Below are 25,298 nucleotides of genomic sequence, written 5' to 3' on the forward strand. Positions count from 1 at the left end.
GACCCGCCGGTTCGCCGCAACGGCTCACCCGAACGGCTGAACCGGCAGGCGCGGCAGGGAGGTTCACCCCAGCGGGTAGAGCCGTTCCAGCACCACCGCGACGCCGTCCTCGTCATGGCCCACGGTGACCTCGTCGGCGACCGCGAGCAGCTCCTCGTGCGCGTTGGCCATGGCGACGCCGTGCCGGGCCCAGCCGAACATCGGTACGTCGTTGGGCATGTCGCCGAAGGCGATGGTGTCGGCGGCGGTCACGCCCAGCCGGCGGGCGGCGACGGCCAGGCCGGTGGCCTTGGAGAGGCCGAGCGGCAGCAGCTCGACGATGCCCGCGCCGGCCATCACCACGCCGACCAGGTCACCGGCGGTGCGGCGGGCGGCCTCGGCGAGGGCGTCGTCGGTCAGGCCGTGGTGCTGGATGTACAGCTTGGAGACCGGGGCGGCGAGCAGTTCGTCCTTGGCGGCCCGGACGACCGGCAGGTGGGAGCCGATCTGCAGCTCGTAGCCGGGGCCGGCCAGGACGGCGCCCTCCAGCCCGTCCTGGCTGGCGGCGACGGCCAGCGGGCCGGTCTCCGCCTCGATCTTGGCGATGGCCAGCGCGGCCAGCCGCCGGTCCAGGGTGAGCGAGGTGAGCAGCCTGTGCGCGCCCGCGTCGTAGACCTGGGCGCCCTGGCCGCAGACCGCTATGCCCCGGTAGCCGATCTGGTCGAAGACCGGGCGGGCCCAGGGGGCCGAGCGGCCGGTGACGATGATGTGCAGCGCACCGGCGCGGGTGGCGGAGGCCAGCGCGGCGCGGGTGCGCTCGGAGACGCTCTCCGCGCTGTTCAGCAGGGTGCCGTCGAGGTCGGTGGCGACCAGTCGGTAGGGCAGGCCGCCGCCGTCGGCGGGGGAGACGGGGCTGGGGCTGGTGGTGCTCATGGGCCGTGCGTCTCCCGGGAGTTGCTTCGGGTGTCGGCACGGCACCACCGACCCGCGGCGCTGCGGTCCTGTCGTGCCGTGCCTTGTCGTGCCTTGTCGTGCCTTGTCGTGCCGCGGTCCCGGCGACCGGTCCTGCGGCCGGCGGTCCCGAGGTCGGCGGTCCTGCGGTGCGCTGTGCCGGGGCGACGGGCGCCCCGGCACCACGGGGTGCTACTTGACGGGCTCCAGGACGGTGCGCCCGCCGAGGTACGGCCGCAGCGCCTCCGGGAGGACCACCGAGCCGTCGGCCTGCTGGTGGTTCTCCAGGATCGCCACGATGGTGCGCGGGACGGCGACCAGGGTGCCGTTCAGCGTGGCCAGCGGGCGCACCTTGCCCTCCTCGCGCATCCGGATGGCGAGGCGGCGGGACTGGTACTCGGTGGTGTTCGAGGTCGAGGTGACCTCGCGGTACTTGCCCTGGGTCGGGATCCAGGCCTCGATGTCGAACTTGCGCGCGGCCGAGGCGCCGAGGTCGCCGGAGGCGACGTCGATGACCCGGTACGGCAGCTCCAGGGCGTTGAGGAAGTCCTTCTCCCACTGGAGCAGCCGGCGGTGCTCGTTCTCGGCGTCCTCGGGAGTGGTGTAGACGAACATCTCCACCTTCTCGAACTGGTGGACGCGGATGATGCCGCGGGTGTCCTTGCCGTAGGTGCCGGCCTCGCGGCGGAAGCAGGACGAGTAGCCGGCGTAGCGCAGCGGCAGCTTCTCGGCGTCGATGATCTCGTCCATGTGGTACGCGGCGAGCGGGACCTCGCTGGTGCCGACGAGGTAGCGGTCGTCGCCCTCCAGGAAGTACACGTTCTCGGCGGCCTGGCCGAGGAAGCCGGTGCCGTCCATGGCGGCCGGGCGGACCAGGGCCGGGGTGATCATCGGGGTGAAGCCGGCCGCGGTGGCCTGGGCGATCGCCATGTTGACCAGGGCGAGCTCCAGCAGCGCGCCAGGACCGGTCAGGTAGTACGACCGGGCACCGGCGACCTTGGCGCCGCGCTCGGTGTCGATCGCGCCGAGGATCTGCCCCAGCTCGACGTGGTCACGGGGCTCGAAGCCCTCGGCGGCGAAGTCGCGCGGGGTGCCGATCTCCTCCAGGGTGACGAAGTCCTCCTCGCCGCCGACCGGTGCGGCCGGGTCGATGAGGTTCGCCAGCGAGCGGAGCAGGCGCTCGGCCTCCTCCTTGGCGCCGGTCTGCTCGGCGTCGGCGGCCTTGACCTCGGCGGCCAGCTCCTTGGTGCGCTGGAGCAGGGCGGCCTTCTCGTCGCCCTGGGCCTTGGCGACGAGCTTGCCGAGCGACTTCTGCTCGTTGCGCAGTTCGTCGAAGCGCGTGCCCGAGGACCGGCGGCGCTCGTCGGCGGAGAGGAGGGCGTCGACCAGGTCGACGTCCTCGCCACGGACGCGCTGCGAAGCGCGCACTCGGTCAGGGTCCTCACGGAGCAGGCGAAGGTCAATCACGCGCCCAAGCCTACCGGGCGGGGACCCGTCCACCGGTACCGGTTTTCCCCTGGGGATAACTCGCGCCGACCTGTGGATAACCGCTGTGGGGAGCGGCTCGCCGGACGGTTATCCACAGGCCCGGAGGGCGGGCTGTGGATCGTGGGGAGGCTCCGATGGGCGAAGGATCGAACCTGGGAATTGAGGTTTCAAACCTCATTTGACCTTCCCGGGTGAGGGAATTGAAGCACTCAGACGGGTGATTTGCTGGCACTCGGGTGACTCTGGTCCGATTAGTCATCTCTGCGACGCAAACCGATGATCCGACCGATACCTGCAGTGGCTATACCGGTTTGTCGACTCATCCCCAGACCTGTGGATAACTTTCGGCTGTGGACAGTGCCCACCCCTGTGGACAAGCGGGTTCCGGCGGCGGCCGCCCTGTGGACAGTCGGCGGGAGGGCGGCGGAAGGCCGGTGCGGTCACCCGCACCGGCCCGGGAACGCAGTCGAAAACGGTCGGAAAAGGACAGGGGGATAAAGGCCGACGCTCAGATGTCGCCGCGGCCGTCGAGGCAGCGGGAGAGCCAGTCGGCGGCCGCGCTGAAATCCGCGTCCGTGGTGCCGGGCCGCTGGTGCTTCGAGACCTGCTGGTCGGCCCGCGGATAGGAGCCGAGGAACCGCACCTGCGGGGAGATCCGCTTGAGGCCCATCATCGCCTCGGCCACCCTGCGGTCGCTGAGGTGCCCCTCGCAGTCGATCAGGAAGCAGTAGTTGCCGAGCCCCTCACCGGTCGGCCGGGACTCGATCCGCATCAGGTTGACCCCGCGCACGGCGAACTCCTGGAGCAGCTCCAGCAGCGCGCCCGGGTGGTCGTCCGGCAGCCAGACCACCATCGAGGTCTTGTCCGCGCCGGTCGGCGAGGAGACCCGCCCCGGCCGGCCGACCAGGACGAAGCGGGTGGTCGCGCTCTGCGCGTCCACGATGTCCTTGACCAGCGGGTCCAGGCCGTAGATCGGTGCGGCGAACTCGCCCGCGAACGCGCCGTCGTAGCGGCCCTCGGCCACCAGGCGGGCGCCGTCCGCGTTGGAGGCGGCCGACTCCCAGTGCGCGTCCGGCAGGTTGGCGGCCAGCCAGCGGCGGACCTGCGCCTGGGCCACCGGGTGGCTGGTGACGGTCTTGATGTCGGACAGCCCGGTGCCCGGCCGGACCAGCAGCGCGAAGGTGATCGGCAGCAGCACCTCGCGGTAGATCATCAGCGGGGCGCCGGCCGCCAGTTCGTCGTTGGTCGCCGTGACGGCGCCCTCGACCGAGTTCTCGATCGGCACGAACGCGCCCGACGCCTCGCCGCCGCGCACCGCGTCCAGCACCAGCTGCACCGAGGACATCGGCACCAGCTCCCGGGTGGCCGCCTCGGGCAGGGTGCGCAGGGCCGCCTCGGTAAAGGTGCCCGCCGGCCCGAGGTACGTGTAGCGGGTTGCCGACATGACGCCTCCAAGGGGACAAGGGACCGAGCGGGGAGAGAAGGGGCGGCCGGTGCGCCGGGCGACCGGCGCGGTGGACCGCCGCGGACCGGCGGACCGCCGTCGAGCTGCGGCCCCCCGGGGGGTCGGCGGACCGTCGGAAACGGCGGACTGCCGAAAGGAGCCACCTTAGTCACTTCCCCCGCCGCCCACGATCGCGTTTCGCTCCGTGGGCGGCGCGGTGGTACGGCGGCGGGGACGGTGGCGCGGCCGTGGCCGGGTCGGTTGGTCAGCCGGGGCGGGCCGGTCAGTCCAGCAGGGTCTGCCCGACGTAGCCGCCCTCCGGTGCGCCCGGCGGGACGGCGTACAGCCCGCTCGCCTCGTGCCGCAGGAAGCGGGAGAGGCCGTCGCCCCGGGCCAGTTTGCGCTGCACCGGGGTGAAGCCCCTGCGCGGATCGGCCTGGAAGGCGAGGAACAGCAGCCCGGCGTCCGGCGAGCCGTCGGGGAGCAGGCCGTCGTGGTACGAGAACCCGCGCCGCAGCATCGCGGCCCCGCCGTTGGCGGCCGGCGCCGCGACCCGGATGTGCGCGTCGGCGGGGACGGCCAGCGAGCCGTCCGGCCCCTGCGCGCCGAGGTCCACGGGGGTGGACTCGCCGGCACCGTCGGGCGCGCCGAGCGGCGCGCCGTCCGACTTGCGCCGTCCGATCACCCGCTCCTGGCGGTCGACCGGCAGCGCCTCCCAGTTGTCCAGCAGCATACGGATCCGCCGGAAGACCAGGAACGAGCCGCCGGCCAGCCAGGCGGGCTGGTCGCTCCCGGCGGCGCAGAACACCTTGGCGGCGAAGCCCTCCTCGCCGGGCCTGGGGTTGTTGGTGCCGTCGACCTGGCCCATCAGGTTGCGCCCGGTCATCGGGTGCGGGGTGGCACCGGGCGTCCGGGCGAAGCCGGACGACTGCCAGCGCAGTGCCGCGGTGCCGGCCGCCTGGCGCTGGAGGACCCGCAGGGCGTGGACGGCGACCAGCGCGTCGTCGGCGCCGATCTGGACGAACAGGTCGCCGTCGCCGCGGGCCGGGTCGAGCGCGTCGGCGGGGAAGGCGGGCAGCGGTTCCAGCCCGGCCGGGCGGCGGCCGGCCAGACCGGCCTTGTCGAACAGGCCGGCGCCGAAGCCGAAGGTGACGGTGAGCGAGCAGGGTCCGGCGTCGAGGGCCACCTGGTTCTCGAACTCGTCGGCCGGTTCGCCGGCGGCCAGCCGGGCGGCCGTCCGGGACCAGCGCCGCAGCAGGGCGCGCAGCCCGTCCCGCCCGGCCGCGCCGGCGAGGTCGAAGGCGGCCAGCTGGACGCGCGCCTGCTGCGGTTCGAGGATGCCCGCCTGGTGCTCGCCGTGGAACGGCGACCGGGCCGTGCCGAGCGTGCGGGCCGAGCCGTCCGGGCCGGACGGACCACCGGTGCCGTCCGGCCCGGAGCGGTCCAGGACGACCGCCCCGGCGGCGCCCGCGCCCACCCCGACCACCAGACCGGCCCCGGCCGTCCCGAGCAGCGCCCGCCGGGTGAGGCCGGCGCGGCCCCCGGCCGCTCCGGTGCCGCCGTCCGCACCCGCGGTGTCCGGCGTGGCGGTGCCGGCGGTGGTGCCGGTGGTGCTGGTGGTGCCCTTCGTGCTCTTGGTGCTCTCGGTGCTCTCCATGGCGGTGATCCGATCTAACCGATCTTCAGCTGCTTGATCTCGGTGGTCTGGTCGATCTCGGAGGATCTGACCAGCACCGACACCACCCAGTTCCCGGTCAGCGGCAGTTGCGCGGTTCCGGTCCAGCGCCCGGTGCCCTCGGCGGTCAGCGGGACGGTGAGCGGGCCGAGGTCGCGGTCCGGCAGGGTGAAGGCGAGCTCCACCTCCGGCACCTCGACCGGCTGCCCGTCCGCGCCGTCCAGCTTGAGGTGCACCTCGTTCGACCCGGTCCGGGCCGGGTTGAGGGTGACGGTCGCGGTGCCCTTGGCGTTCGGCGTCCGGCCCTTGGTGTCGTACGGGAGCCTGAGCTCCAGGGTCTGGCCGGGCACCGTCTGCGGTGCCGCGGTGCCGCCGGTCCCGGGAGCCGCTCCGCCGGTCACCGGCGCGGTGCCGCCCGCGGCCCCGGCCGCGATCTCGCCCGCGACCCGCCCGGGCGGCGAGTTGGTGAGCATCGTGGTGACCACCAGCACGGCCACCGCGACCACGGCCTCGACCAGCACCGAACGGCGCAGCCCGGCCCGGTTCGGGGTGAGCCCGCGGTCCCGGCCGGCGTTCTCCCGGGCGGTCCGCTGCCGCGCCAGCTGCGCCCGTCGGAGCGGGTCGTCGGAGCCGTCCGGCTCCCCCGCCCCGGCGTCGGACAGGGCGGCGGCCGGGGCGCCGGACGGCACGAGGACCGCCTCCGCCTCGGCCGGGGCGGCGCGCAGCCGGGCCAGCCAGGAGCGGGAGAACCAGGCGACGCCGAGCATGGCGACCACGCAGCCGCTCTTCACGAGCAGCAGCCGGCCGTACTCGGTGCCGGTCAGCGCGCCCCAGCTGCCGAGGCCGCGCCAGGACTGGTAGACCCCGGTGCCGGCCAGCACCACGACCGAGCCGAGCGCGATCTTCGAGAACCGTTCCGCGGCGTCCGCGCCGATCCCCTCGCGGAGTCCGACCAGCATCGCGGCCAGGCCGCCGAGCCAGAGGGCCATGGCGATCAGGTGGAGCATGCCGAGCGGTACCGACAGCCAGACCTGGATGCCCACCGAGGCGTGGTCGGCGCCGACCCAGGTCGCCGAGAGGGCGACCGCCAGCACGAGCCCGGCCACCCCGAGCCCCAGCCGGGCCTCGCGCTGCGGCCGTTCGGCGACCCGCTGCTCCAGCTCCCGCAGTTCGGCCTCCTCCGGGTCCTCGTCCCGGCGGGCCCTCCCGCCGCCGGCCGCGCCGCGGTCCGCCGGGTCCGCGGAGTCCGCGGCGTCCGCCCGGTCCGCCCGGTCCGCCGTTCCGCCGCCCGCCGGGTGCGCGGCCGGCTGCCCGAGCTGACCGACCAGCAGCGACAGGAAGACCCCGCTCGCCGCGAGCAGCAGCAGCCGGGCCGCCAGCGCGGTGCCGATCCGCTCGTCCAGCGTGGCGCGGATCAGTGACAGGTCGAAGGCCTTCGAGACCCCCGAGCCCCGCTCGTACGGGCCGCGCAGCATCAGCACCGCGACGGTGGAGACCAGCAGTGCCACCCAGCCGGTCATCAGCAGCCGCTGGACCGGGCGCCGGGCCACGCCGGCCGGCCAGCAGACCAGCACGAACCCGGCCGCGCCGACGAGCAGCGCGAACGCCCCGTAGGCGACGGTGCGCCCGGTGCCGTAGAGCGCGGCTACCACGTCGTCGGCCTCGGCGCTCTGCAGTGCGGTGGCGGAGACGGTGGTGGCCGAGGGGGCGCCGATGGAGAAGGTGAACGCGCCGCCGATCGGGTGCGAGTCCTCGGAGACGGCCCGCCAGGCGACCGTGTACGTGCCGTCGGCCAGCCCGCTGTTCAGCCCGACCCGGGCGGTGTTGTCCTTGCCGTCGGCGTGCACGGGGCCGCCGGTGTCGACGGCCTTGCCGGCAGGGTCGAGCACCCGGACGGAGTCCCCGGAGAGCGAGACGGCCTCGCTGAAGGTCAGCGTGACGGCCTGCGGCGCGGTGGGGAGCACCGCGTTCTGCACCGGGTCGGTGGACTGCAGGGCGGCGTGGGCGGAGGCCGGTCCGGCACCGCCGAGCACCAGCGCGAGCACCGCGCCGAGCACGCCGAGCAGCCCGGCGATCCGGCGTCCGGTGATCCGGCGTCCGGCGATCCGGTGCCCTGCGATCCGGTGCCCGGGGCCGCGGCGCCGGGTGGTCCGGCGCCCGGGGGACGGTGGCAGCACGGCCTTCAGCATCTCGTGGATCCCTTACTGCTGGCCGGGGCGGTAGGTGAGCTCCTTGACCGGGACCTTCACCGAGATGGTGCCGGTCCGGGCGAAGGTCAGGTCGAGTTCGAGCTCGTCCCCCACGGCGGGCGACTTCTGCCAGTCCATGATCATCAGATGGGTGCCGCCGCGGGCGAGCTGCAGCGCGCCGTGCGCGGGGACGGCCAGCTTCTCCACGTGCTCCATGGTGGTCGCGGTGGAGCGGTGCATGGTGACCGAGCCGGCGCCGGGGCTGGACACCGCCAGCAGCTCGTCCTGCTCGCCGCCGTCGTTGCGCACCGTCAGGTAGCCGGCCGCCATCCCGCCGGCCGGCGGCAGCGGGATGTAGGAGTCGGCGACGCTCAGCCGCGCCGGTCCGCTCCCCTGCACCGCGCCGCCGGCACCGTCCTGACCGCCCGCTCCGCAGGCGACCAGGAAGGCGCCGCCGCCCAGTGCCGTCGCCAGCACCGCCCCCGCGAGTGCCGTCCGGCGGAAGCCGACGGCGCCCCGGGGCCCGGCGGCCCGGCGGACGGCGGGTCGACCGGTGCCCTTCATGCGGCGACCCCCCTGGCCAGCAGCGGCAGGTCGTGCTCGAAGACCTTCTCCTCGGTGCCGCTGAGGTAGAGGACGTGCGCCTTGTCGTCGGAGGGCAGGAACGCCAGCACCTGGGCGCCGTGGGTGGAGGTGACGGTGCCGTCGCCGTTGACCACCGGGTCCTCGATCATGATGCCGAGCGCCCTGGCGGCCGTCTTCACCTTGGCGAGGTCGCCGGTGAGGCCTATGAAGTCGCTGCCCATCGAGTCGAGCCAGGTGCGCAGCACCTGCGGGGTGTCGCGCTGCGGGTCGGTGGAGACGAACACGACGTTGACCTTCTGCCGTTCCTCCGCGGGGAGCGCCTTCATCGCGACGCCGATGTCCCCCATGGTGGTCGGGCAGACGTCCGGGCAGCTGGTGTAGCCGAAGAACAGCAGGGTCGGCTTGCCGGCGGTCTGCTTGCGCAGGTCGTACGGCTGGCCGGCGGTGTCGGTCAGCTGGAGGTCCGGCTTCTCGAAGTTCTTGCCGAGCACGGTGCCCTGGTAGGGCGAGTCGGGCTTCTGCTGGGTGACCTTGGCGGGGCCGGTGGTGCCGCCGTCGGAGCCGCAGGCGGTCAGGGTGAGCGCGGCGGCGAGGGCTACGGCGGCGGCGCCGGCCAGTCGGGGGGTGCGGGCGGTGCGGAGGGTGCGGGGCATGGGAGGTCCGATCGTGCGCGGTGGATCACCGGCGGGGCCGTACCCGGGGCGCGGGTACGGCCGGCGGCGGGTGCGGCCCCGCCGGTGCTGAGGTCAGGAGGCCGAGCCGCTGTCCTTGCGGCGCAGGCCGATGATGCCGAACGCGGTGCCGATCACACCGACCACGATGCCGACGACGCCCAGCACGCGGGCGGTGGAGTCGCTGGACTTCGTGTCGGCGGCGGCCTCGCTCTTGCTGCCGGAGTCGCCGTGGCCGTGGCCGTCGGCGGCGGCCGACGGGGAGGCGGTGGCGGTCACGCCGTGGCCGTCGGCCGAGGTGGACTTGGTCAGCTTCAGCACGGGCGCGGGCTTGGCCGGCTCGGGCTGGCCGTCCTTGGCCTCGTCGATCCAGCGGACCACGTCGCCGTTGTCGTAGCTCTGCAGCGCCTTGAAGACCAGGTTGTCGGAGTCGGTCGGCAGCGGGCCGAGCGAGACGCGGAACTCCTGGAACTGGCCGGGGGCGATCTTCACGCCCGCGTCGGCGGTCCAGGTGATCTTGGAGACGGCCTCGTTGACGTCGTTGCCGTGCACCTTGATCGGCTTGTCGAGCTTGGACTTCTCGACGACGGCGGTCCAGCCCGGCAGCGGCTGGGTCCGCACCGAGGCCAGCGGGTGGTCGAGCGGGAGGTTGATCTCCAGCTTCACGGTGCCGGCGGCGTCGTTCTCGTTCGGCACCCGGAAGTCGACGGCGGTGTAGCCGCCCTGCTCGGCGCTGCCCGGGTTCACCGTCACGTGGGCGGAGGCGGGACCGGCCAGCACCACCACGGAGGCGGCGGCGGCGAGGGCGACGGCGGCGATACGGCGGGAGGAAAGGGAACGCATGGTTTCGGTGGTCTCCGATCGGAGGCTCTGCGGCAGGCCCGCTCCCGGGCACGGGGCTTCCGTGCCACGGCGGGGCCGCGCGGCGTGGGGACGAGAGTGGGGGAGGCCGCAGGACCGCACGAGCTGGCGGGTACGGCTCGGCTGCTGCGTACACCCGGACGGGCACCGATGGGGGAGGTGCCGCCGACGGCGGGTCAGTACGCGAGCGCCCCGAGCGGCGGCCCGCGCCGCACCACGCTGTGCCGCAGCGCGGCACCGGCCGGCAGCGGGTCGTCCCCGCCGCGGCCGCCGGACCGGCGGACCGGGCCGCCGGGCGTGCCGAGCAGGCCGCGCAGCAGGACCGCGGCCAGTGCGAAGGCCGTCCGCAGCGGGGTCGCCCAGCGCTCCCGGGCCGCGGTGGCGGTGATCCGCAGCAGCCGCCAGAGCGCCGCCTCGCCGCGCCGCAGCCACCAGCCGGCCACCAGGGCGGCGGTCAGGTGGCCCAGGAGCATCGACGGCGTCATCCCGAGCACGCCGCCCTGCCACCACGGCGCGGCCGCGTACGCCTGCGGGTCCAGGCCCGCGCCGGCGACCAGCTGTTCGGCGGTCGGACCGCCGGGCAGGCCGATCAGGGTGCCGGGCCGGGCCTCGTTGCAGATCAGCCGTCCGGCCACCTGCGGCAGGGTCAGCGGGCCCGAACCCAGCGGACCGCCGTGGTGCGCGCCGCCACCGGCGGCCGTGTGGCCGCCGAAGGAGTGGAAGAGGACGTGCAGCCCGAACTGCCCGGCGCCGAGCGCGGCGGCGATCGCGGTGAGCGAGCGCTCCCGCCCGCCGAGGGCGACGGCCGCCAGCAGGACGCCCGTGAAACCGGCCGCGAGGGCCGGCAGGGCCACGTTCCCGCCGCCCGCCAGGGCGTGCCCGGCGGCCGCGATCAGCGTGCACACCAGGGCGAACGGGACCGCCCGGGCAAGCCGCAGGTCCCAGGCGGCGGCCCCCACCGGTGCGTCCGGTACGGGGGCGCCCGGGTGCGGGGCGGCGGCGGGGGCAGTCATGGCCGGGCCATCATCTCATCGCCTACCACCGCCGGACCGGCAGGGTGGGAAATCCCTACGAATGCCCCGTTCGGCCCCGGCGCACGGGCCCGGACGTGCGCCGCTCGGCACAGAGCCGTCCCCCAGTCCATCCGCCGAACGGGCGGTAGCGGACCTCCGGCACGGTTCACCCCGGCATCCCCCGGAGATACCTCGTTATATGTGGAGCCGCAGCCAGGAGGGACCTCCCGTGGACATCTGGTGGACTCTGCACCTCAAGCGCGACCCGGCCAGCGTGCCGCTGGCCCGCCGCATACTGCTCGGCGCGATGGCGACCGCGGGCGTCGACCCGCAGATCGCCCACGACCTCGGCGTCGCGCTCAGCGAGGCCTGCGCCAACGCCGTCGAGCACGGCACCGGCGGGCGGCCCGACGACGGCTACCAGGTCACCGCCTCGATCAGCGGCGACCTGCTGCGGATCGAGGTGACGGACTCGGGCCCCGGCCTGCCCGCCCCGCCCGCGCCGCCCGCCCCGGGCGGCCACGCGTCGCGCCGCCCGTCCCCCGCCCAGGCGCCGCCGGCCCGGCCGGTCCCGCGCCGCCGCAGCCGGCGCGGGCGCGCCACCGTTCCCGGGCCGCTGCTCACCGCGCACCGCCCGCGCCGCGACGGCCGCCCCTACGACACCCACGTCCTGCCGGCCGGGTCCCCGCCCGCGGACCCGGTGCCCACCCTCCGGCCGGTGGACCTCGACCTCCTGCCCGAGCTCACCGCCGAATCGGGCCGCGGGCTCTTCCTCATCCACGCCCTCACCGACCACGTCCGGCTCCGCAACCACCCGCTCGGCGGGGCGATCGTGAGCTTCGACAAGATCCTGAAGTGGCAGGACGACGCCTTGCTGCGCGCCGCGTCCTGAGTCCGGGCCGCGGGGACCGTCGCCGGGGCGTCGCGGATGCGGCCGCCGCCGCGCCCGGTCGGGCGGGACCCCGGGGCGCGGAACGGCGGCGTCCCGCCCGCGCGGGTGCGCGGACGGGACGGGACCTGACGGACCTGGCCTGGTCGGCGGGTCAGTCGCGGGCGGCCCTGCGGCGGCGGGCGACGAGGACGGCGCCGCCGCCGAGGGCGATCGCGGCGATGCCGGTGGCGGCCAGCGGCACGGTGCCGGAGCTGCTGCCGGTCTCGGCGAGGCGGCCACCGGGGGTGGTGCCGGGGCCGCGGGTGCCGGTCGGGACGGCGCCGGTGGCGCTCGGCGACGCCGAGGCGGTCGGAGAGGAGCTCGGGGAGGAGCTCGGGGAGGAGCTCGCGGTGGGCGAGGCGCTCGTCGAGGAGGTGGGCCCGGTGGTCGGCTCGTCACGGAAGGTGACCCGGCTGGTGGACGATCCGGTCATCCGGTTGCAGGTGTACTTCACGTTGGTGGGTCCGACCCCGTACGGGAGCACCTCGGAGGCGCCGGAGACCGAGAGGGTGTAGCCCTCGGCCTTCACCGCCGGATCGGCGGTGATCCGGAGCGTCACGGTGTACATCTCGTGCGACGGGATCGAGATCGGGTGGCGACCGAGGGACGCCGCCCCGGTGACGGGGTCCGTCACGACCGGGCTCCAGAAGGTGTCGAACTGGAGCCGCGCCTCGACCTTGGGCGGGACGGCGCCCTTCGCGCTCCTGACCACGGCGTCGATCCGGAAGTCGGTGATCGTCGCCGAACTGGTGTTGTAGAAGGAGACGGCCATGTCCCGCCACGACCCGTTGGTGTCGAGGGTGACGCCGTGCACCGGCATCGGCTCCTCGCGCACGTACATGCAGCCGCTGGGCAGGGTCGAGGTGGCCGTGGGGGTGCCGGTCGGCGTCGGGGTGCCGGTCGCCGAGGGCGTGGTGCCGGCGGACGGCGTGGTGGTCGCCGACGGGCTCGTCGCCGCGGTCGGGCCGTCGGTCGGCTCGCCGGTGGCCGTGGCGGTGGCCGACGGCGTGGTGGTCGCGGTCGGGGTGCCGGACTCCGACGGGGTGACGGCGGTCGGCGCGCCGGTCGTCGCGGTCGCCGAGGGACCCGGCGTGGGGTCGTCGGCGGCGAGTGCGCCGGCTGTCCCGGAGACCATCGCGCCCGCGGTGAGGACGAGCAGGGCGGCGGCGGCCGTCAGACGAGAGGTTCGCACGATCACGGCTCCGGCTGTGAGTAGCGGTCGGGACGGGGTGGATCCGATGAGAAGACGTGTAGAGGGCGCGAACGGTTGTGCGCGCCCTCTCCACGGTTCCCCGAAGCGGCGTCAGCTGTGCGCGCCCGCCTTGCGGCGGCGGAGCACGAACAGCGTCCCGGCGCCGGCGGCGAGCACCGCGGCGCCGCCGACGGCGAGCGGCAGGGTGGTCGAGCTGGAACCGGTCTCGGCCAGGTGCGGACCGGCGGGCGCGGAGGAGGCCTTGGCGGACGGCGACGCGGACGGCGAGGTGGAGCCGGCCGCCGACGCGGTGCCGGTGGTCGCCGTACCGGGCGCGGCCAGCTTGAAGGTGCCCTCGTAGTAGCTGATGTACTGGGTGCAGGCGTTCTTGTCGGCCGTCGCCGGGTGGGGCAGCACGGCGTTGTCCATGGCGGTGTCGCCACCGCCGAAGTTGCCCCCGAACTCGCCGATCGGGGCCTTGCCGGTGGCCGCGATGCGGAACTGGAGGGTGACCTTCTCGCCCTTGCCCAGCTTGTACGTGCCGGTGTTCAGCGCGCGGTCGTCGATGGCGACGGACTTCCAGTCCTGCCCGGGGGCGCGGAACTGGACGCTGAAGAAGTCCTTGCTCCACTCGACCGGGTGGGAGGCGCCCTCCGGGATGTGGTCGGTCAGGTAGAGGTAGGTGGCGAAGTTCGGCAGCTCGACGCCGCTGGTGTTCTCCCAGGTCACGGTGGTCTCGTGGACCGCGCCCGGAGTGGTGGTGCCGCCCCAGAGCCCGTTGCCGGTGACCTTGATGTCGGCCTGGTGGACGCCGCCCCGGCAGGCGCCCGGTGTGGCGGTCGCGGGGAGGCTGGGGCGGACGGGGGGCCGGGTGGCCGAGGGGGTGCCGGAGGGGCTCGGCGAGGCGGAGGCGCTCGGGGCGCCGGTCTCACCCGGCGAGGCGGAGGCGCCCGGGGTGCCGGTCGCCGACGGGGTGCCGGTCGGGGCCGGGGAGTCCGTGGCCGTCGCGGTGGCGCTCGGGGTGGCCGTCGGGGACGGCGAGACGGCCACGGCACCGGCGGTGGCCGCGCCGACCGTCGTGCCGAGGGAGAGCGCGAGCAGCGTGGACGCAGCCAGGAGGCGGGATGAGCGCACGGTCTTTTGCTCCAAGTTCGGGCGAATTCTGTCTGAATTGAGGCGACTTGACGCCTGGTTCTGATCACCGGCGGGTCGCAGGAGCGGCACCCTACCGGTGGGCGGGCGAAGGTTTTCGGACGGGGTGGCCTGATGGGGCCACCGCGCGCCCTACCCTGGCGCGATGGGTGCGGTGGGTGAGTGGGACCTCCGGCGGCTGAGGGTGCTGCGGGCGGTCGACGAGTGCGGGACGGTCACGGCGGCGGCCGAGCGCCTCCGCCTGTCGCCGTCGGCGGTTTCGCAACAGGTGTCGGCGCTGGCGCGGCAGTTGGGCGCGCCGATGCTGGAGCCGTACGGGCGGCGGGTCAGGCTCACCCCGGCCGCGCGGCTGGTGCTGCGCCATGCCGAGCTGGTCTTCGGGCAGTTGGAGCGGGCCGAGGCCGAGCTGGCGGGCTACCTGCACGGCGAGGCCGGTGAGGTCCGGGTGGGTGCGTTCGCGACCGCGATCGGCGGGCTGCTCGTCCCGGCCGTCTCCCGGTTGCGCGCCGCCGCACCGGGGCTGACGGTACGGGTGGTGGAGGCGGAGGCCGCGGAGGCGGTCCGGCTGCTGGCGGCGGGGGACGTCGATCTGGCGCTGTCGCTGGCGGTCGGACCGGACGCCCGCGACCCCCGGTTCGTCGGGACGGTGCTGCTCAGCGACCCGCTGGACGTGGCGCTGCCGCCCGGGCACCCGCTGGCCGGGGCACCGGGGCTGCGGCTGGCGGACCTCGCCGAGGAGCCGTGGATCTACGGGGCCGCCGGGCCGTGGTGGGAGATCACCCGCGCGGCCTGTGCGGAGGCCGGGTTCACGCCGGAGCGGGCGCACACGGCGGCCGACTGGACGGCGATCCTGGCGATGGTGGCGGCCGGGCTCGGGGTGGCGCTGGTGCCCCGGCTGGCCTCGGCCGGGCGCGGCGGCGGGGCGGTGGTCCGGGCGCTGCCCGAGGACCTGCCGGCCCGCCGGGTGGTCGCCGCCGTCAGGGCGGGGACGGAGCGGACGCCGCCGCTGCGGCGGGTGCTGGCGGAGCTGTCGGCGGTGGCGAGGACCGTTCAGTCGGAGTGAACGGTGTGCTCAGTTCTTTGTGATGGACCTGATCGGACGGGCGGGGCGATGGTGGATCCATGACCGCCGAAGCGCACCGCCCAGCCCCATCCCCAGCCCCAGCCCTCTCCAGCGAGGTGCCCGCGCCCTCCGCCGAGGTGCCCTCCGGCTCCGATGCCGGTGACGACGCCCGGCCGTACGGGGGCGGGGACCCGTACGGCGACTACCGCGCCGCGGAGTTCGGCTTCACCGCGCTGACCGACCTCGCCGACCGCCGGCTCGGCGGGGCGGTGATCGCCGCCAACGACGAGCTGTTCGCCGAACGGGAGAACCTGCTGCTGCCCGCCCGGGCCGAGTTCCGCCCGCACACCTTCGGCAACAAGGGCCAGGTCATGGACGGTTGGGAGACCAGGCGGCGGCGCGGCACCGGCGCCGCCCGTCCGCACCCGACCGCCGACGACCACGACTGGGCACTGATCCGCCTGGGGGTGCCGGGAGTCGTGCACGGCGTCGTGGTCGACACCGCGCACTTCCGTGCCAACCAGCCGCGCCGGATCAGCGTCGAGGGCGCCGAACTGCCCGGCACCCCGGGCCCGGAGGAACTGCTGGACCCGGCCACCGTCTGGCACCCGCTGGTCCCCCGCTCGCCGGTGCGCGGCCACGCCGCCAACGGCTTCGCCGTCACGGACCGCCGCCGCTTCACCCACCTCCGGCTCGGCCAGTACCCGGACGGCGGCATCGCCCGGTTCCGGGTGCACGGCGAGGCCCGCCCCGACCCGGCCTGGCTGGCCGCACTCGGCACCTTCGACCTGGCGGCGATCGAGAACGGCGGCTCCGTCGAGGACGCCTCGGACCGCTTCTTCTCCGCCCCGGCCAACCTGTCCCTGCCCGGCAAGTCCCGTGAGATGGGCGACGGTTGGGAGAACCGGCGGCGCCGGGACGGGGGCCGTGACTGGGTCCGGCTGCGGCTGGCCGGCCGGGGCGCGATCCGGGCGGTGGAGATCGACACCGGCTACTACGTCGGGAACGCGGCCGGCTGGGCGGCCCTGTACGGGCGGGACGAGCACGCCGCCGACCCGGAGGAGTGGTTCGAACTGGTGCCGCGCACCCGGCTGCAGCCCGACGCCGTCCACCGGCTGGTGCTCGACGCGCCGCGTCCGGCGACCCACGTCCGGCTCGACGTCCTCCCCGACGGCGGGATAGCCCGGCTGCGGCTGTACGGCGGCCTGGTCTGACCCGGCCGCCCCCGGTTGCCGGGACCCCGGAGCGGCCGGACGATGGGGGCATGATGCACCAGATGCGTGCCGAGTACGGCGACGGCGGCGAGTCCGCCGGGGTGCGGCTCTGGCACATGGTCCGCGGGACCGAGAGCGTGGCGATGTGCGGCCGGGAGCTCGCCGCGGGAGCGGCGTCCCGGGAGGCGGTGGACTGGGGGAAGACCCCCGAACTCTGCTGCCACACCTGTGGCGCGTACTTCCTGCGCGAGGCCCCCTACCTGGGTGCCGAGCACCCGTAGCGAGCCCGCGTTGCGAGCACCGGCCGCGACCGCGCCGCGAACGGCGACCGCCCAGCGAACGGCGACCGCGCCGTGAACGCGCGTGACCGCCCGGGGAAGGGCGGCGAACGCGCTGGTCGACGGCCGGGTGACGGGTCTGCCCGGGTCCGGGCGGGCCGTCCGGCGCGGGCCGGGGCTACCGTGGTCGGCATGGAGGAGTCCCTGGTCCGGCCCCGGTCGTTGATCCGCGAGGCCGCCGCACTGAGGGCCGGAGTGCCCACCCTGGCCGTCCACGTCGACCGGCTCTGCGCCCGGATCGATCGGATCGACCCGCTGATCCACGCCTTCGTCGCCGAGCCCGGCCGCACCGACCGGCTGCAGGCCGAGGCCCGCGCGCTCACCGCCCGCCACCCCGATCCGGCGACCGCACCGCCGCTGTACGGCGTGGCCGTCGGGGTCAAGGACATCGTCCGCGTGGACGGCCTGCCCACGCACGCCGGGTCGGCGCTGCCGCCCGGCGTGCTGGCCGGCCCGCAGGCCACCGTGGTGGACCGGCTGCGGGCGGCGGGCGCGCTGGTGGCGGGCAAGACGGTCACCGCCGAGTTCGCGGGCAGCGCGCCCGGGCCGACCCGCAATCCGCACCATCCCGGGCACACCCCCGGCGGCTCCAGCAGCGGGTCGGCGGCGGCGGTCGCGGCGGGTCTGGTGCCGCTGGCGATCGGCACCCAGACGGTCGGCTCGGTGATCCGGCCGGCCGCCTACTGCGGGGTGGTGGGGTTCCGGCCGACGTACGGGCGGATCCCCGCCGACGGGGTGGTCCCGAACGCGCCGAGCCTCGACACCCTGGGCCTGTTCACCGCGGACCTGGCCGGCGTCGCGCTGGCCGCGCCGCTGCTCTGCGACGACTGGGCCGCCCCGGACGCCGCGGACGGCTCGGGTGACCTCCGCGGCCCCGTCCTGGGCGTCCCGGTCGGGAGCTACCTGGAACGCGCCCGCCCGGAGGCGCTGAAGGCCTTCCGGGAGCAGCTGGACCGGCTCTCCGCCCGGGGGTTGACGGTCCGTCACATCGACCTGCTGCCCGACTTCGACGAGCTCGCCCGGCAGTTGCAGGTCGTCAACCGGTTCGAGACGGCCGCGAGCCACGCCGACTGGTTCACCCGGTTCGGCGGCCTCTACCGCCCGGAGACCGCGGCGGGCATCCGGCACGGCCGGGCCGTCGACCCGGCCGACCGGGAGGCCGCGCTGCGGGCCCGGGAGCGCTTCCGGGAGCGGCTCGCCGAACAACGGCGGCGGGCCGGGGTGGACCTGCTGCTGGCCCCCTCGGCGACCGGCCCGGCGCCGCTCGGCCTGGACAGCACCGGCGACGCGGTGATGTCGCTGCCGTGGAGCTACGCGGGGCTCCCCGCGCTCAGCCTGCCCGCCGGGGTGACGGCGGAGGGGCTGCCGCTGGGCCTCCAGGTGGTCGGCGAGGCGTGGGGGGACGAGCGGCTGCTCGCCCGGGCGGCCGTGCTGGAGCGGGTGCTGGACGGGAGTTGACGAAGGGTTCCGGGCGGCCGGGGTCGTCCGAGTGGCGGGGTCGTCCGGGGGGTGGCCCGGGCGTCAGGCGAGGGCGGGCGAGTCCGGGTCGGTGGCGTCCGCCCGCAGCCGGTGCAGGACGGCGCGCCCGGCCCGGTCGTACGGGGTGCCGTCGTCGAAGAGCAGCGCCTGCGCGTTGGCGCTCTCCAGCAGGGCGATCAGGGTGAACGCGATGTCCTCCAGGTCCGCGGTGGACCGGAGTTCGCCGGTGGCCCGGGCCTCCCCGAGCAGGCCGAGGACGGTCGCGTGCCACTCGTGCCAGCTGGCCGCGATGGCGTCGCGCAGCGGGCCGGGGCGGGCGTCGAACTCGGCGGTGACCTCGTAGAAGAAACAGCCGCCGGGGAAGACCCGGGCCCGTGAGTAGGCGAGCCAGGAGTCGCAGAGCCGCCGGACCTTGCCGAGGCCGGGAGCGTCCTGCCGGACCGGTTCGAGCACCGCGTCCGCGAAGATCCGCCGGGCGGCCCGGACGGTGGCCAGCTGGAGCTCCTCCTTGGAGCCGAAGCCGGCGAACACCCCGCTCTTGCTGAGGCCGAGGTCGGTGGCGAGCCGGCCGATCGACAGCGCGTCCAGCCCCTCGACGGAGGCGATCTCGACGGCGCGGCGCAGCACCGTCCGCCGGGTCTCCTCGCCGCGCAGGACCCGCCCGTCCGTGGTCGATCCGGCCACCGTTCACCTCGGTTCTCGTCTGCTCCCGTGCCGCCAGGGTAGCGGGGGAGAGGCGGTGCCCGGGTGGAAAAAAGCACGAACGGTCGTGCTAATGTCTCGGCGAGTTCGGCTCTTGCCCCTCGGCACCGACAGGGAGATCCGTATGGACCCGGCCGTCGCACTGATCCGCACCACTCTGAACGCCGCCTCGCTCGCCGCCCCGGGACTCGCCGGCCGGGCTGCGTTCGAGCTGTACCGCCACCCCGTCCGGCGCGGCCGGGTCCGCACCCGCGAACGCGAGGTGCACGACCGGGCCGTCACCGAGTCGCTCACCCACCGCGGCGAACGCGTCGCGGTCTACCGCTGGGGCGACGGCGCCCGGCCGGTCCTGCTGCTGCACGGCTGGCAGTCCCGGGCCTCCCGGTTCGCCGGGTTCGTCCCCCGGCTGACCGCGCTCGGCCTCACCCCGATCGGCTTCGACGCCCCCGGGCACGGCGACTCGGGCGGCCGCACCGCCACCGTGCTCGACTGCCGCGAGATCGCGCTCCGGCTCCAGGAGCGCCACGGCGCCTTCGAGGCGGTCATCGCGCACTCGCTCGGCGTCAACGCGGCCTTCCTGGCGCTGCGCGGCGGCCTGCGGGCGGGCCGGCTGGTCGCCGTCGCGGGGGTCGCCGAAGTCTCCTGCCTGCCGGCCGCGTTCTGCGAGCGGCTCGGACTGAACGCCACCGTCGAGCGGGAGCTGCGCCGCCGGGCGGAGAGCGGTGCGATGTTCCCCGGAGTGGCGGACGTCGCGGCCCACTTCGACGCGGCCCGCAGCCCCGAGGAGGTCCCGCTGCCGATCCTGGTGGCGCACGACGAGGACGACGACGTGGTCCCGTTCGGGCACGCCCGCCGGCTCGCGGCCGCCTACGGGGACCGGCTGGAGCTGCTGGCCACCAGGGGGCTCGGCCACCGCCGGATCCTCACCGAGCCGACCGTCGTCGACAACGCCGTGGGCTTCCTGGCCGCCGGGCAGGAGACGGCGGGCGGGCACATCCCCGCGCCGGGCCCGGCTCCCGCGCGCGGCCCGGCTCCCGCGTCCCGGCCCGCCTCCGCGCCCGGTCGGGAGGTGGACGCGGCATGAGCCTGATCGAACTGCACACCCGGTCACTGGAGTTGGCCGCCGAGCTGATCGACACCGTGCAGCCGGAGCAACTGGTGCTCCCGACGCCGTGCGCCGACTGGTCGCTCCGCCGGCTGATGGAGCACGTGGTCGGCCAGCACCGGGGCTTCGCCGCCGCGGCCCGCGGCGCCGGGCCCGATCGGGCGCTCTGGCGGGACGCGCCGGTCGGCGCCGACCCGGGCGGGGCCTTCCGCGGCTCGGCGGCGGAGCTGACGGCGGCGTTCACCGCCGCGGCGGGCACTCCGGGGCGGTCGAGGCTCTGGCTGCCGGAGATCCGCGACGGCGGCCCGTTCCCGCTGGACCTCGCGGTCGGCTTCCACCTGCTGGACACCCTCGTCCACGCCTGGGACGTGGCGGCGGCCCTGGGCCCGTCGTCCGCGGCCGGGATCGCGGCCGCGGTGGAGGCCGAGCCGCCACTCGCCGGGGCGCTGCTGGCGGTGGCCGAGGTCGTCCCGGCCGCGCCGGCCGACCGGGGGCCGGGCCGCGCCTTCGCCCCCGGCCGGGCGCCGGCCACCGCGGCCGGGTCGTTCGGCCGCGCGCTCGCCCTGCTCGGCCGGGACCCGGACTGGGCCCCGCCCGCCCGGTAGCCGTCCGTCCGGGGCAGTCCGTGGCGGACGCCCGGTGCTGAAGTGCCCGGTGCCGGAGTACCCGGCACCGGAGCGGCGGGCGCCGGCCGGCCCGGCGTCCGCCGCGGGGCCCGCAGGTCGTGGGGCCTGCCGGCCGTCGTGTGACCGGCCTACCGGTCGTCCCGCCGCTCGTCCGGGAACCGCGGCCCGCCGATCAGGAAGAGCAGGGCGGCGGTCGGGAAGCCGATCGCGGCGGCCACCAGCACGATGAACTCCCAGAACATCCGTCGCTCCTCGTCCTCGTCCGTGCGGTCGTCAGCACCGGAGGCGGGATCCCCCCGAAGGAGACCCCAAACCCGATCGGCCCTGAATGGCCGAATTGTCCACTCGCTATCCGACGGTATGGCCGAATTTCCTCCGCTGCCACCGGGCGGCACGCCGTGGCACGCGCACGGGTCTGGGCGCACGCCCCGCTCTGCGGCCACACTGTCGGGATGCAGGTACAGCTCGCAGGGGAAGCACGGCGGCCGGACCGCGAGAGCGAGGACTTCGCGGCCGCCACATCGGAGGCGCTCGTCCTGCTCGACGGTTCGAGCTCGCCGACCGGACTGGCCTCCGGGTGCCGCCACGGCACCCCCTGGTACGTCCGCAGACTGGGGGTGCACCTGCTGGCCAGGCTCACCGACCGGGCGGACCGATCGATCGCCGAGTGCCTGGCCGACGCCATCGCGGAGACGGCCGCGCTGCACGGCGGCCGGTGCGACCTCGCCCACCCCAACACGCCCGCCGCGATGGTGGTCGCGGCCCGGCGGCACGGGAGCGCGCTGGAGTACCTGGTGCTCGGCGACTCGCTGCTGGTGCTGGAGCCGAAGGACGGCCCGCCGCGGGTGATCGGCGACAACCAGCGGTTCCCCGGTGGCGAGGAGCTGCGCAGGCAGGTCTGGTCGACGGTGCCCGGGTCGGCGGAGCGCGCCGCGCTCTACCTGGAGTACGTGACGGCCGTCCGGGCGGCCCGGAACTCGGGCAACGGCCCGTGGATCGCCGCGGCCAGTCCGAAGGCGGCCTCGCACGCCGAGACCGGCTTCGTCCCGCTGGCCGCGCTGCGCGCGGTGGCGGCCCTGAGCGACGGCGCCTCGCGCTTCACCGAGCGCTTCGGCCTGGGGAGCTGGGGCGACGCGCTGCGGCTGCTCGCCGAGTCGGGGCCGGCCGAACTGATCGCCCAGGTGCGGGCGGTGGAGCGGGCGGACGCCTCCTGCGAGCGCTGGCCGCGGGGCAAGGCGCACGACGACGCCGCGGCCCTCTACGCCCTGCTGTAGCGGCGGCCGCAAGGGGACGGGCGGCCGAACGAGCGGAGAAGGCCTCCTCCGGCGCTCTCCTCCCGCGCTCTCCTCCCCTGGCCTGCTCCCGTGCTCCGCACCCCGCGAGACTCGGGTGCGGCGGACACCGGCGCTCCCATCGGCACGGCTCGGTGGCCGAGCCGTGCGGATCGGCTGCACCGGTCCATCGGCCGACCCACCGGTCATCGGCGGTTCCGATGCGCCCTGGCGCGGCCACGGACAAGCGGGTGATCATCGTATGACGTCATGTCATATTCCTCTGCCGAGAAGGTGGTCACCATGCTGGTCGACTGGCCCGCCGAGACGTTCGTGCTACGCCTGCACCGCATTCCCGGCCTGGTGGCGGGTGCCGCGCCGGGCAGCCCGGAGGGCACCCCCGTGGTGCTCGGACCCGAGACCGGCGGCGACGGCGAGCAGTGGGTGGCCGAGCGGTTCCGGGTGATCAACCACCGGATCCGCCATGTGGCCACCGGCCTCTACCTGACCGCCGAGGGGACGGGCAAGGGCGCCACGGTCACCCTGCGGCCCAAGTTCCCGGACACCGGCAGCGATCCCTCGTACTGGCGGCAGGCGTGGCGGGCCTTCGTCCAGCGCGACACCGGCCGGCTGATGGCCCTCCACGACTCCTCCAACTGCCTCCTCGGCCTGGCCGAGCCGGGTGCCGACCGGCCGGGTGGGCCACTGATCCTGGAGAAGGGTGCCGGGGCCGAGGACCGCGCCTGCACCGCGTGGGCGCCCGCGCCGGTCGCTCCGCCGAAGCCCGCACCCGCCCCGGCGCCGAAGGCCACCGACCTGCCGGTGGGGACGGGCCGGGTCCGGGTGCCGGCCCGCCGCTACGAGAAGCACGTGCGGACCATCGAGCAGATCTTCGACGAGACCAGCTTCCGGGAGGTCCCCGGCGAGCTCCTCGCGCCGGGCACCCGCATCGAGGCCTTCGACTTCGACCAGCACTCCCAGGGCGACTGGTACAAGGAGGGGCGGGAGGGCACCCTCGTGACCTTCACGGACAGCTACGACACGGCGGGCGCCGTGCGCAGGGCCTTCCACCGGCTGCCGGGGGAACCCGCCCGCTACGTGGACTCCGCCGAGGTCGACGTCCACTACGTCCCGCCGAAGCTCGTCGCCCGCACCAACTTCCCCGCCGCGCTCTTCGACCGCATCGGCGGCAGCGACGCCATCTTCCGGACCCCGTACCGGCTGCCCAACGGACACGGCTTCTACAACCAGCCCGAGCGCCGCGAGGGCCTCTACTTCCCGAAGCGCGACGGCGCCGGCACCGTCGTGCAGTGGAACAAGACCTGGATGGCGGACAACGACACCGAGTCCAAGGTCTTCCTCTGCTTCGACGGCCGCTACTTCATCGACCAGATGGACGTCACCTGGGCCGACGGCGAGAAGAGCTGAACCGGCACCCCGCCCCGCCGCACCGGGCCCTGAACGCCCCCCGCCCCCCCGCGCGGCGGGCGCCGGTGCCGTCGGGGGGGGCCGAGCGCACGCCCTGCCGGGCGGGAACGCGGCGGCCGTGCGGGCCCACCCGGAAGGGCGGGCCCGCACGGCCGGGGAAGCGACCCTCAGTGGCCGTCGGCGGGGATGGTGCCGAGGCGGCCGGCCTGGAAGTCCTCCATGGCCTGCTGGAGTTCGCGGTGGCTGTTCATGACGAACGGGCCGTAGTGGGCGACGGGCTCCCGGATCGGCCGACCGCCCAGGAGGACGACCTCGAAGTTGGCGCTGCGGGAGTCCTGCGCCTCGTCCGCCCGGATGGTGAGGGAGTCGCCCTCGCCGAAGACGACGGACTGCCCCATCCGGAACGGGCGGCGCTCGGTGCCTGCCGAGCCGGTGCCGGCCAGGCCGTAGGCGAGGGCGTTGAAGTCGGACCGCCAGGGCAGGGTGATCTGGGCGCCGGGGTTGATCGAGGCGTGGATCATGGTGATCGGTGTGTGGGTGGCACCGGGGCCTTGGTGGCCGTCGATCTCGCCCGCGATCACCCGGAGCAGCGCGCCGCCGTCCTCGGTGCTGAGCAGCTTGACGCTGCCGCCGCGGATGTCCTGGTACTTCGGGGCGATCATCTTGTCCGCGGCGGGCAGGTTCACCCACAGCTGGAGGCCGTGGAAGAGGCCGCCGGACATCACCAGCGACTCCGGCGGGCTCTCGATGTGCAGCAGGCCGGAGCCGGCCGTCATCCACTGGGTGTCGCCGTCGGTGATGGTGCCGCCGCCGCCGTGGGAGTCCTGGTGGATGAACGTCCCGTCGATGATGTAGGTGACGGTCTCGAAGCCGCGGTGCGGGTGCCAGGGGGTGCCCTTCGGCTCCCCGGCGGCGTAGTCCACCTCGCCCATCTGGTCCATCATGATGAACGGGTCGAGGTACTTGGTGTTGATCTTCGCGAAGGCGCGGCGGACCGGGAAGCCCTCGCCCTCGAAGCCCTCGGGGGCGGTGACCACCGTGAGTACCGGACGGGCGCCGGTGGCGGCGGGGTCGGGGGTGGCGACGCGCGGGAGGATCAACGGGTTGTCGACGGTCACGGCGGGCATGTCGGCCTCCTTCGGGGTTCTCCTCTGGCCTACGTCCACGAGATTAGTTCAATCCTCAACAAGAAGCAAGTTGAATTTTGAACCACTTGGACGCGACGGAGCCGCGGGGCTCCCCCTCATCCTGGGCTAGCCGTACATGCGGCGCATGGTGAAGTCGACCATCTGCTCGACCGCCTTGGCGTCGAACACCATCCGGTGCTCGCCCTCCATGTCCAGCGCGAAGCCGTACCCCGTCGGCAGCAGGTCCAGGACCTCGGCGCCGGTGACGGTGAAGTGCTTGGAGTCCTTGCCGGCGTACCGGCGCAGCTCCTTCAGCGAGCTGAACATCGGGATCACCGGCGTCGGCGTGTTGTGCAGCGCCAGGAAGCCGGGGCGCTCGCCGCGCGGACAGTGCACCTTGGAGGTGATGAAGATGGCCTGGAAGTCCTCCACCGCCATCGAGCCGGTGGTGAAGGCCCGGACGGCGTCCGCGAGTGAGGGCGGGGACGGTTCCGGGTAGAGGGACTGCTGTGCACCCGGTGGCTGCTCGCCGTACTGGCCGGGGCCGGGCATGCCGTTCATGCCCGGCTGCGGTCCCGCCTGCTGGTAGGGATCGCCCGGGTACGCGTTCTGGTCATAGCCGTACACACGGACAGGCTATCGGGAGCGCGGCCACCCGTGCGGGCGTCGATCCTGACAAGGAGTGGTCGGTCCGGCTTGTGGGACGTGACCACGTTCATAGCGGATTCCGCCGAGGTTTCACCGGCGGGGGCTTGAAACAAGTTACCGCCGGGTAGCATCATGGAGCGTACTGGTGGGTACGGGGCGCCCGAAC

The 25,298-nt window shown here is 75.0% G+C and carries 23 protein-coding genes; 9 read left to right on the top strand and 14 right to left on the bottom strand.

From position 1 onward, the window contains the following. Nucleotides 1–63: 63 nt before the first annotated feature. From OG550_RS19480 to OG550_RS19520, 9 genes are all read right to left on the bottom strand, one after another. A complete protein-coding gene (locus tag OG550_RS19480) occupies nucleotides 64–912 on the bottom strand; it encodes an HAD family hydrolase (protein ID WP_327679273.1) in 849 nt (282 codons plus the stop codon). Nucleotides 913–1,122: 210 nt separating this feature from the next. After that, nucleotides 1,123–2,397, bottom strand: a complete 1,275-nt coding sequence (gene serS, locus OG550_RS19485; protein ID WP_327679275.1) for a serine--tRNA ligase — start codon at nucleotides 2,395–2,397, stop codon at nucleotides 1,123–1,125. Nucleotides 2,398–2,926: 529 nt separating this feature from the next. After that, nucleotides 2,927–3,862, bottom strand: a complete 936-nt coding sequence (pheA, locus tag OG550_RS19490) for a prephenate dehydratase (protein ID WP_327679276.1) — start codon at nucleotides 3,860–3,862, stop codon at nucleotides 2,927–2,929. Nucleotides 3,863–4,145: 283 nt separating this feature from the next. Next, a complete protein-coding gene (gene efeB, locus OG550_RS19495; RefSeq protein WP_327679277.1) occupies nucleotides 4,146–5,519 on the bottom strand; it encodes an iron uptake transporter deferrochelatase/peroxidase subunit in 1,374 nt (457 codons plus the stop codon). A gap of 14 nt (nucleotides 5,520–5,533) precedes the next feature. Then, nucleotides 5,534–7,726: a copper resistance CopC/CopD family protein gene (locus tag OG550_RS19500; protein ID WP_327679280.1), complete on the bottom strand. Its 2,193-nt coding sequence runs from the start codon at nucleotides 7,724–7,726 to the stop codon at nucleotides 5,534–5,536. 12 nt (nucleotides 7,727–7,738) lie between these two features. Further along, entirely contained in the window at nucleotides 7,739–8,290 is a 552-nt protein-coding gene (locus OG550_RS19505; RefSeq protein WP_327679282.1) for a copper chaperone PCu(A)C, read from the bottom strand. Continuing rightward, nucleotides 8,287–8,964 (bottom strand): SCO family protein, encoded by a 678-nt coding sequence (locus tag OG550_RS19510; RefSeq protein ID WP_327679284.1) that lies wholly within the window; start codon nucleotides 8,962–8,964, stop codon nucleotides 8,287–8,289. The genes OG550_RS19505 and OG550_RS19510 overlap by 4 nt, the downstream gene beginning before the upstream one ends. Nucleotides 8,965–9,057: 93 nt before the next feature. Then, on the bottom strand, nucleotides 9,058–9,825 hold the full coding sequence (locus OG550_RS19515) for a YcnI family copper-binding membrane protein (protein ID WP_327679286.1): 768 nt from the start codon (nucleotides 9,823–9,825) through the stop codon (nucleotides 9,058–9,060). A gap of 194 nt (nucleotides 9,826–10,019) precedes the next feature. Continuing rightward, entirely contained in the window at nucleotides 10,020–10,856 is an 837-nt protein-coding gene (locus OG550_RS19520; protein ID WP_327679287.1) for a hypothetical protein, read from the bottom strand. Between the two features lie 229 nt (nucleotides 10,857–11,085). On the opposite strand from OG550_RS19520, the gene OG550_RS19525 reads away from it, so the two are divergent. Continuing rightward, nucleotides 11,086–11,748 carry an ATP-binding protein gene (locus tag OG550_RS19525; protein WP_327679289.1) on the top strand — a complete coding sequence of 221 codons (663 nt, stop codon included), beginning with the start codon at nucleotides 11,086–11,088 and terminating at the stop codon, nucleotides 11,746–11,748. A 151-nt stretch (nucleotides 11,749–11,899) separates the two neighbouring features. On the opposite strand, the gene OG550_RS19530 is transcribed toward OG550_RS19525, so the two are convergent. Together OG550_RS19530 and OG550_RS19535 are read right to left on the bottom strand one after the other, a co-directional pair. Continuing rightward, nucleotides 11,900–12,979 carry an LAETG motif-containing sortase-dependent surface protein gene (locus OG550_RS19530; RefSeq protein WP_327679291.1) on the bottom strand — a complete coding sequence of 360 codons (1,080 nt, stop codon included), beginning with the start codon at nucleotides 12,977–12,979 and terminating at the stop codon, nucleotides 11,900–11,902. A 111-nt stretch (nucleotides 12,980–13,090) separates the two neighbouring features. Continuing rightward, nucleotides 13,091–14,113 (bottom strand): LAETG motif-containing sortase-dependent surface protein, encoded by a 1,023-nt coding sequence (locus tag OG550_RS19535; RefSeq protein ID WP_327679293.1) that lies wholly within the window; start codon nucleotides 14,111–14,113, stop codon nucleotides 13,091–13,093. Between the two features lie 172 nt (nucleotides 14,114–14,285). On the opposite strand from OG550_RS19535, the gene OG550_RS19540 reads away from it, so the two are divergent. The 4 genes from OG550_RS19540 (at nucleotide 14,286) to OG550_RS19555 (ending at nucleotide 18,204) form a co-directional block, all read left to right on the top strand. Next, nucleotides 14,286–15,194: a LysR family transcriptional regulator gene (locus tag OG550_RS19540; protein ID WP_327683988.1), complete on the top strand. Its 909-nt coding sequence runs from the start codon at nucleotides 14,286–14,288 to the stop codon at nucleotides 15,192–15,194. A 59-nt stretch (nucleotides 15,195–15,253) separates the two neighbouring features. Beyond that, entirely contained in the window at nucleotides 15,254–16,408 is a 1,155-nt protein-coding gene (alc, locus tag OG550_RS19545) for an allantoicase (protein ID WP_327679295.1), read from the top strand. Nucleotides 16,409–16,458: 50 nt separating this feature from the next. Continuing rightward, nucleotides 16,459–16,689, top strand: a complete 231-nt coding sequence (locus OG550_RS19550) for a hypothetical protein (protein WP_327679297.1) — start codon at nucleotides 16,459–16,461, stop codon at nucleotides 16,687–16,689. 189 nt (nucleotides 16,690–16,878) lie between these two features. Continuing rightward, complete coding sequence (locus tag OG550_RS19555; protein ID WP_327679299.1) at nucleotides 16,879–18,204, top strand: amidase; 1,326 nt, start codon at nucleotides 16,879–16,881, stop codon at nucleotides 18,202–18,204. A gap of 63 nt (nucleotides 18,205–18,267) precedes the next feature. On the opposite strand, the gene OG550_RS19560 is transcribed toward OG550_RS19555, so the two are convergent. Next, on the bottom strand, nucleotides 18,268–18,909 hold the full coding sequence (locus OG550_RS19560) for a TetR/AcrR family transcriptional regulator (RefSeq protein ID WP_327679301.1): 642 nt from the start codon (nucleotides 18,907–18,909) through the stop codon (nucleotides 18,268–18,270). A 142-nt stretch (nucleotides 18,910–19,051) separates the two neighbouring features. On the opposite strand from OG550_RS19560, the gene OG550_RS19565 reads away from it, so the two are divergent. From OG550_RS19565 to OG550_RS19580, 4 genes are all read left to right on the top strand, one after another. Continuing rightward, nucleotides 19,052–20,011: an alpha/beta hydrolase gene (locus OG550_RS19565; protein WP_327679303.1), complete on the top strand. Its 960-nt coding sequence runs from the start codon at nucleotides 19,052–19,054 to the stop codon at nucleotides 20,009–20,011. Beyond that, nucleotides 20,008–20,637, top strand: a complete 630-nt coding sequence (locus OG550_RS19570; protein WP_327679305.1) for a TIGR03086 family metal-binding protein — start codon at nucleotides 20,008–20,010, stop codon at nucleotides 20,635–20,637. The genes OG550_RS19565 and OG550_RS19570 overlap by 4 nt, the downstream gene beginning before the upstream one ends. A gap of 473 nt (nucleotides 20,638–21,110) precedes the next feature. After that, entirely contained in the window at nucleotides 21,111–21,932 is an 822-nt protein-coding gene (locus tag OG550_RS19575) for an integrase (protein ID WP_327679307.1), read from the top strand. A 267-nt stretch (nucleotides 21,933–22,199) separates the two neighbouring features. Then, nucleotides 22,200–23,357 carry an RICIN domain-containing protein gene (locus tag OG550_RS19580; protein ID WP_327679308.1) on the top strand — a complete coding sequence of 386 codons (1,158 nt, stop codon included), beginning with the start codon at nucleotides 22,200–22,202 and terminating at the stop codon, nucleotides 23,355–23,357. A gap of 167 nt (nucleotides 23,358–23,524) precedes the next feature. Here OG550_RS19580 and OG550_RS19585 read toward each other — a convergent pair whose 3' ends face one another. Together OG550_RS19585 and OG550_RS19590 are read right to left on the bottom strand one after the other, a co-directional pair. After that, complete coding sequence (locus OG550_RS19585; RefSeq protein ID WP_327679310.1) at nucleotides 23,525–24,484, bottom strand: pirin family protein; 960 nt, start codon at nucleotides 24,482–24,484, stop codon at nucleotides 23,525–23,527. 126 nt (nucleotides 24,485–24,610) lie between these two features. Further along, the gene (locus OG550_RS19590; RefSeq protein WP_442906028.1) at nucleotides 24,611–25,111 is read right to left on the bottom strand and encodes an SseB family protein; all 501 of its coding nucleotides are present in this window, start codon (nucleotides 25,109–25,111) and stop codon (nucleotides 24,611–24,613) included. Nucleotides 25,112–25,298: the final 187 nt, after the last annotated feature.

The sequence above is a fragment of the Kitasatospora sp. NBC_00458 genome (genome assembly GCF_036013975.1).
Lineage (GTDB): Bacteria > Actinomycetota > Actinomycetes > Streptomycetales > Streptomycetaceae > Kitasatospora.

What these genes read in the sequence shown, in the direction of transcription:
- OG550_RS19480 (WP_327679273.1), bottom strand. Translation starts at nt 912, where the DNA reads ATGAGCACCACCAGCCCCAGCCCCGTCTCCCCCGCCGACGGCGGCGGC.
- pheA (WP_327679276.1), bottom strand. Translation starts at nt 3,862, where the DNA reads ATGTCGGCAACCCGCTACACGTACCTCGGGCCGGCGGGCACCTTTACC.
- efeB (WP_327679277.1), bottom strand. Translation starts at nt 5,519, where the DNA reads ATGGAGAGCACCGAGAGCACCAAGAGCACGAAGGGCACCACCAGCACC.
- OG550_RS19500 (WP_327679280.1), bottom strand. Translation starts at nt 7,726, where the DNA reads ATGCTGAAGGCCGTGCTGCCACCGTCCCCCGGGCGCCGGACCACCCGG.
- OG550_RS19505 (WP_327679282.1), bottom strand. Translation starts at nt 8,290, where the DNA reads ATGAAGGGCACCGGTCGACCCGCCGTCCGCCGGGCCGCCGGGCCCCGG.
- OG550_RS19510 (WP_327679284.1), bottom strand. Translation starts at nt 8,964, where the DNA reads ATGCCCCGCACCCTCCGCACCGCCCGCACCCCCCGACTGGCCGGCGCC.
- OG550_RS19515 (WP_327679286.1), bottom strand. Translation starts at nt 9,825, where the DNA reads ATGCGTTCCCTTTCCTCCCGCCGTATCGCCGCCGTCGCCCTCGCCGCC.
- OG550_RS19520 (WP_327679287.1), bottom strand. Translation starts at nt 10,856, where the DNA reads ATGACTGCCCCCGCCGCCGCCCCGCACCCGGGCGCCCCCGTACCGGAC.
- alc (WP_327679295.1), top strand. Translation starts at nt 15,254, where the DNA reads ATGACCGCCGAAGCGCACCGCCCAGCCCCATCCCCAGCCCCAGCCCTC.
- OG550_RS19550 (WP_327679297.1), top strand. Translation starts at nt 16,459, where the DNA reads ATGATGCACCAGATGCGTGCCGAGTACGGCGACGGCGGCGAGTCCGCC.
- OG550_RS19555 (WP_327679299.1), top strand. Translation starts at nt 16,879, where the DNA reads ATGGAGGAGTCCCTGGTCCGGCCCCGGTCGTTGATCCGCGAGGCCGCC.
- OG550_RS19565 (WP_327679303.1), top strand. Translation starts at nt 19,052, where the DNA reads ATGGACCCGGCCGTCGCACTGATCCGCACCACTCTGAACGCCGCCTCG.
- OG550_RS19570 (WP_327679305.1), top strand. Translation starts at nt 20,008, where the DNA reads ATGAGCCTGATCGAACTGCACACCCGGTCACTGGAGTTGGCCGCCGAG.
- OG550_RS19575 (WP_327679307.1), top strand. Translation starts at nt 21,111, where the DNA reads ATGCAGGTACAGCTCGCAGGGGAAGCACGGCGGCCGGACCGCGAGAGC.
- OG550_RS19580 (WP_327679308.1), top strand. Translation starts at nt 22,200, where the DNA reads ATGTCATATTCCTCTGCCGAGAAGGTGGTCACCATGCTGGTCGACTGG.
- OG550_RS19585 (WP_327679310.1), bottom strand. Translation starts at nt 24,484, where the DNA reads ATGCCCGCCGTGACCGTCGACAACCCGTTGATCCTCCCGCGCGTCGCC.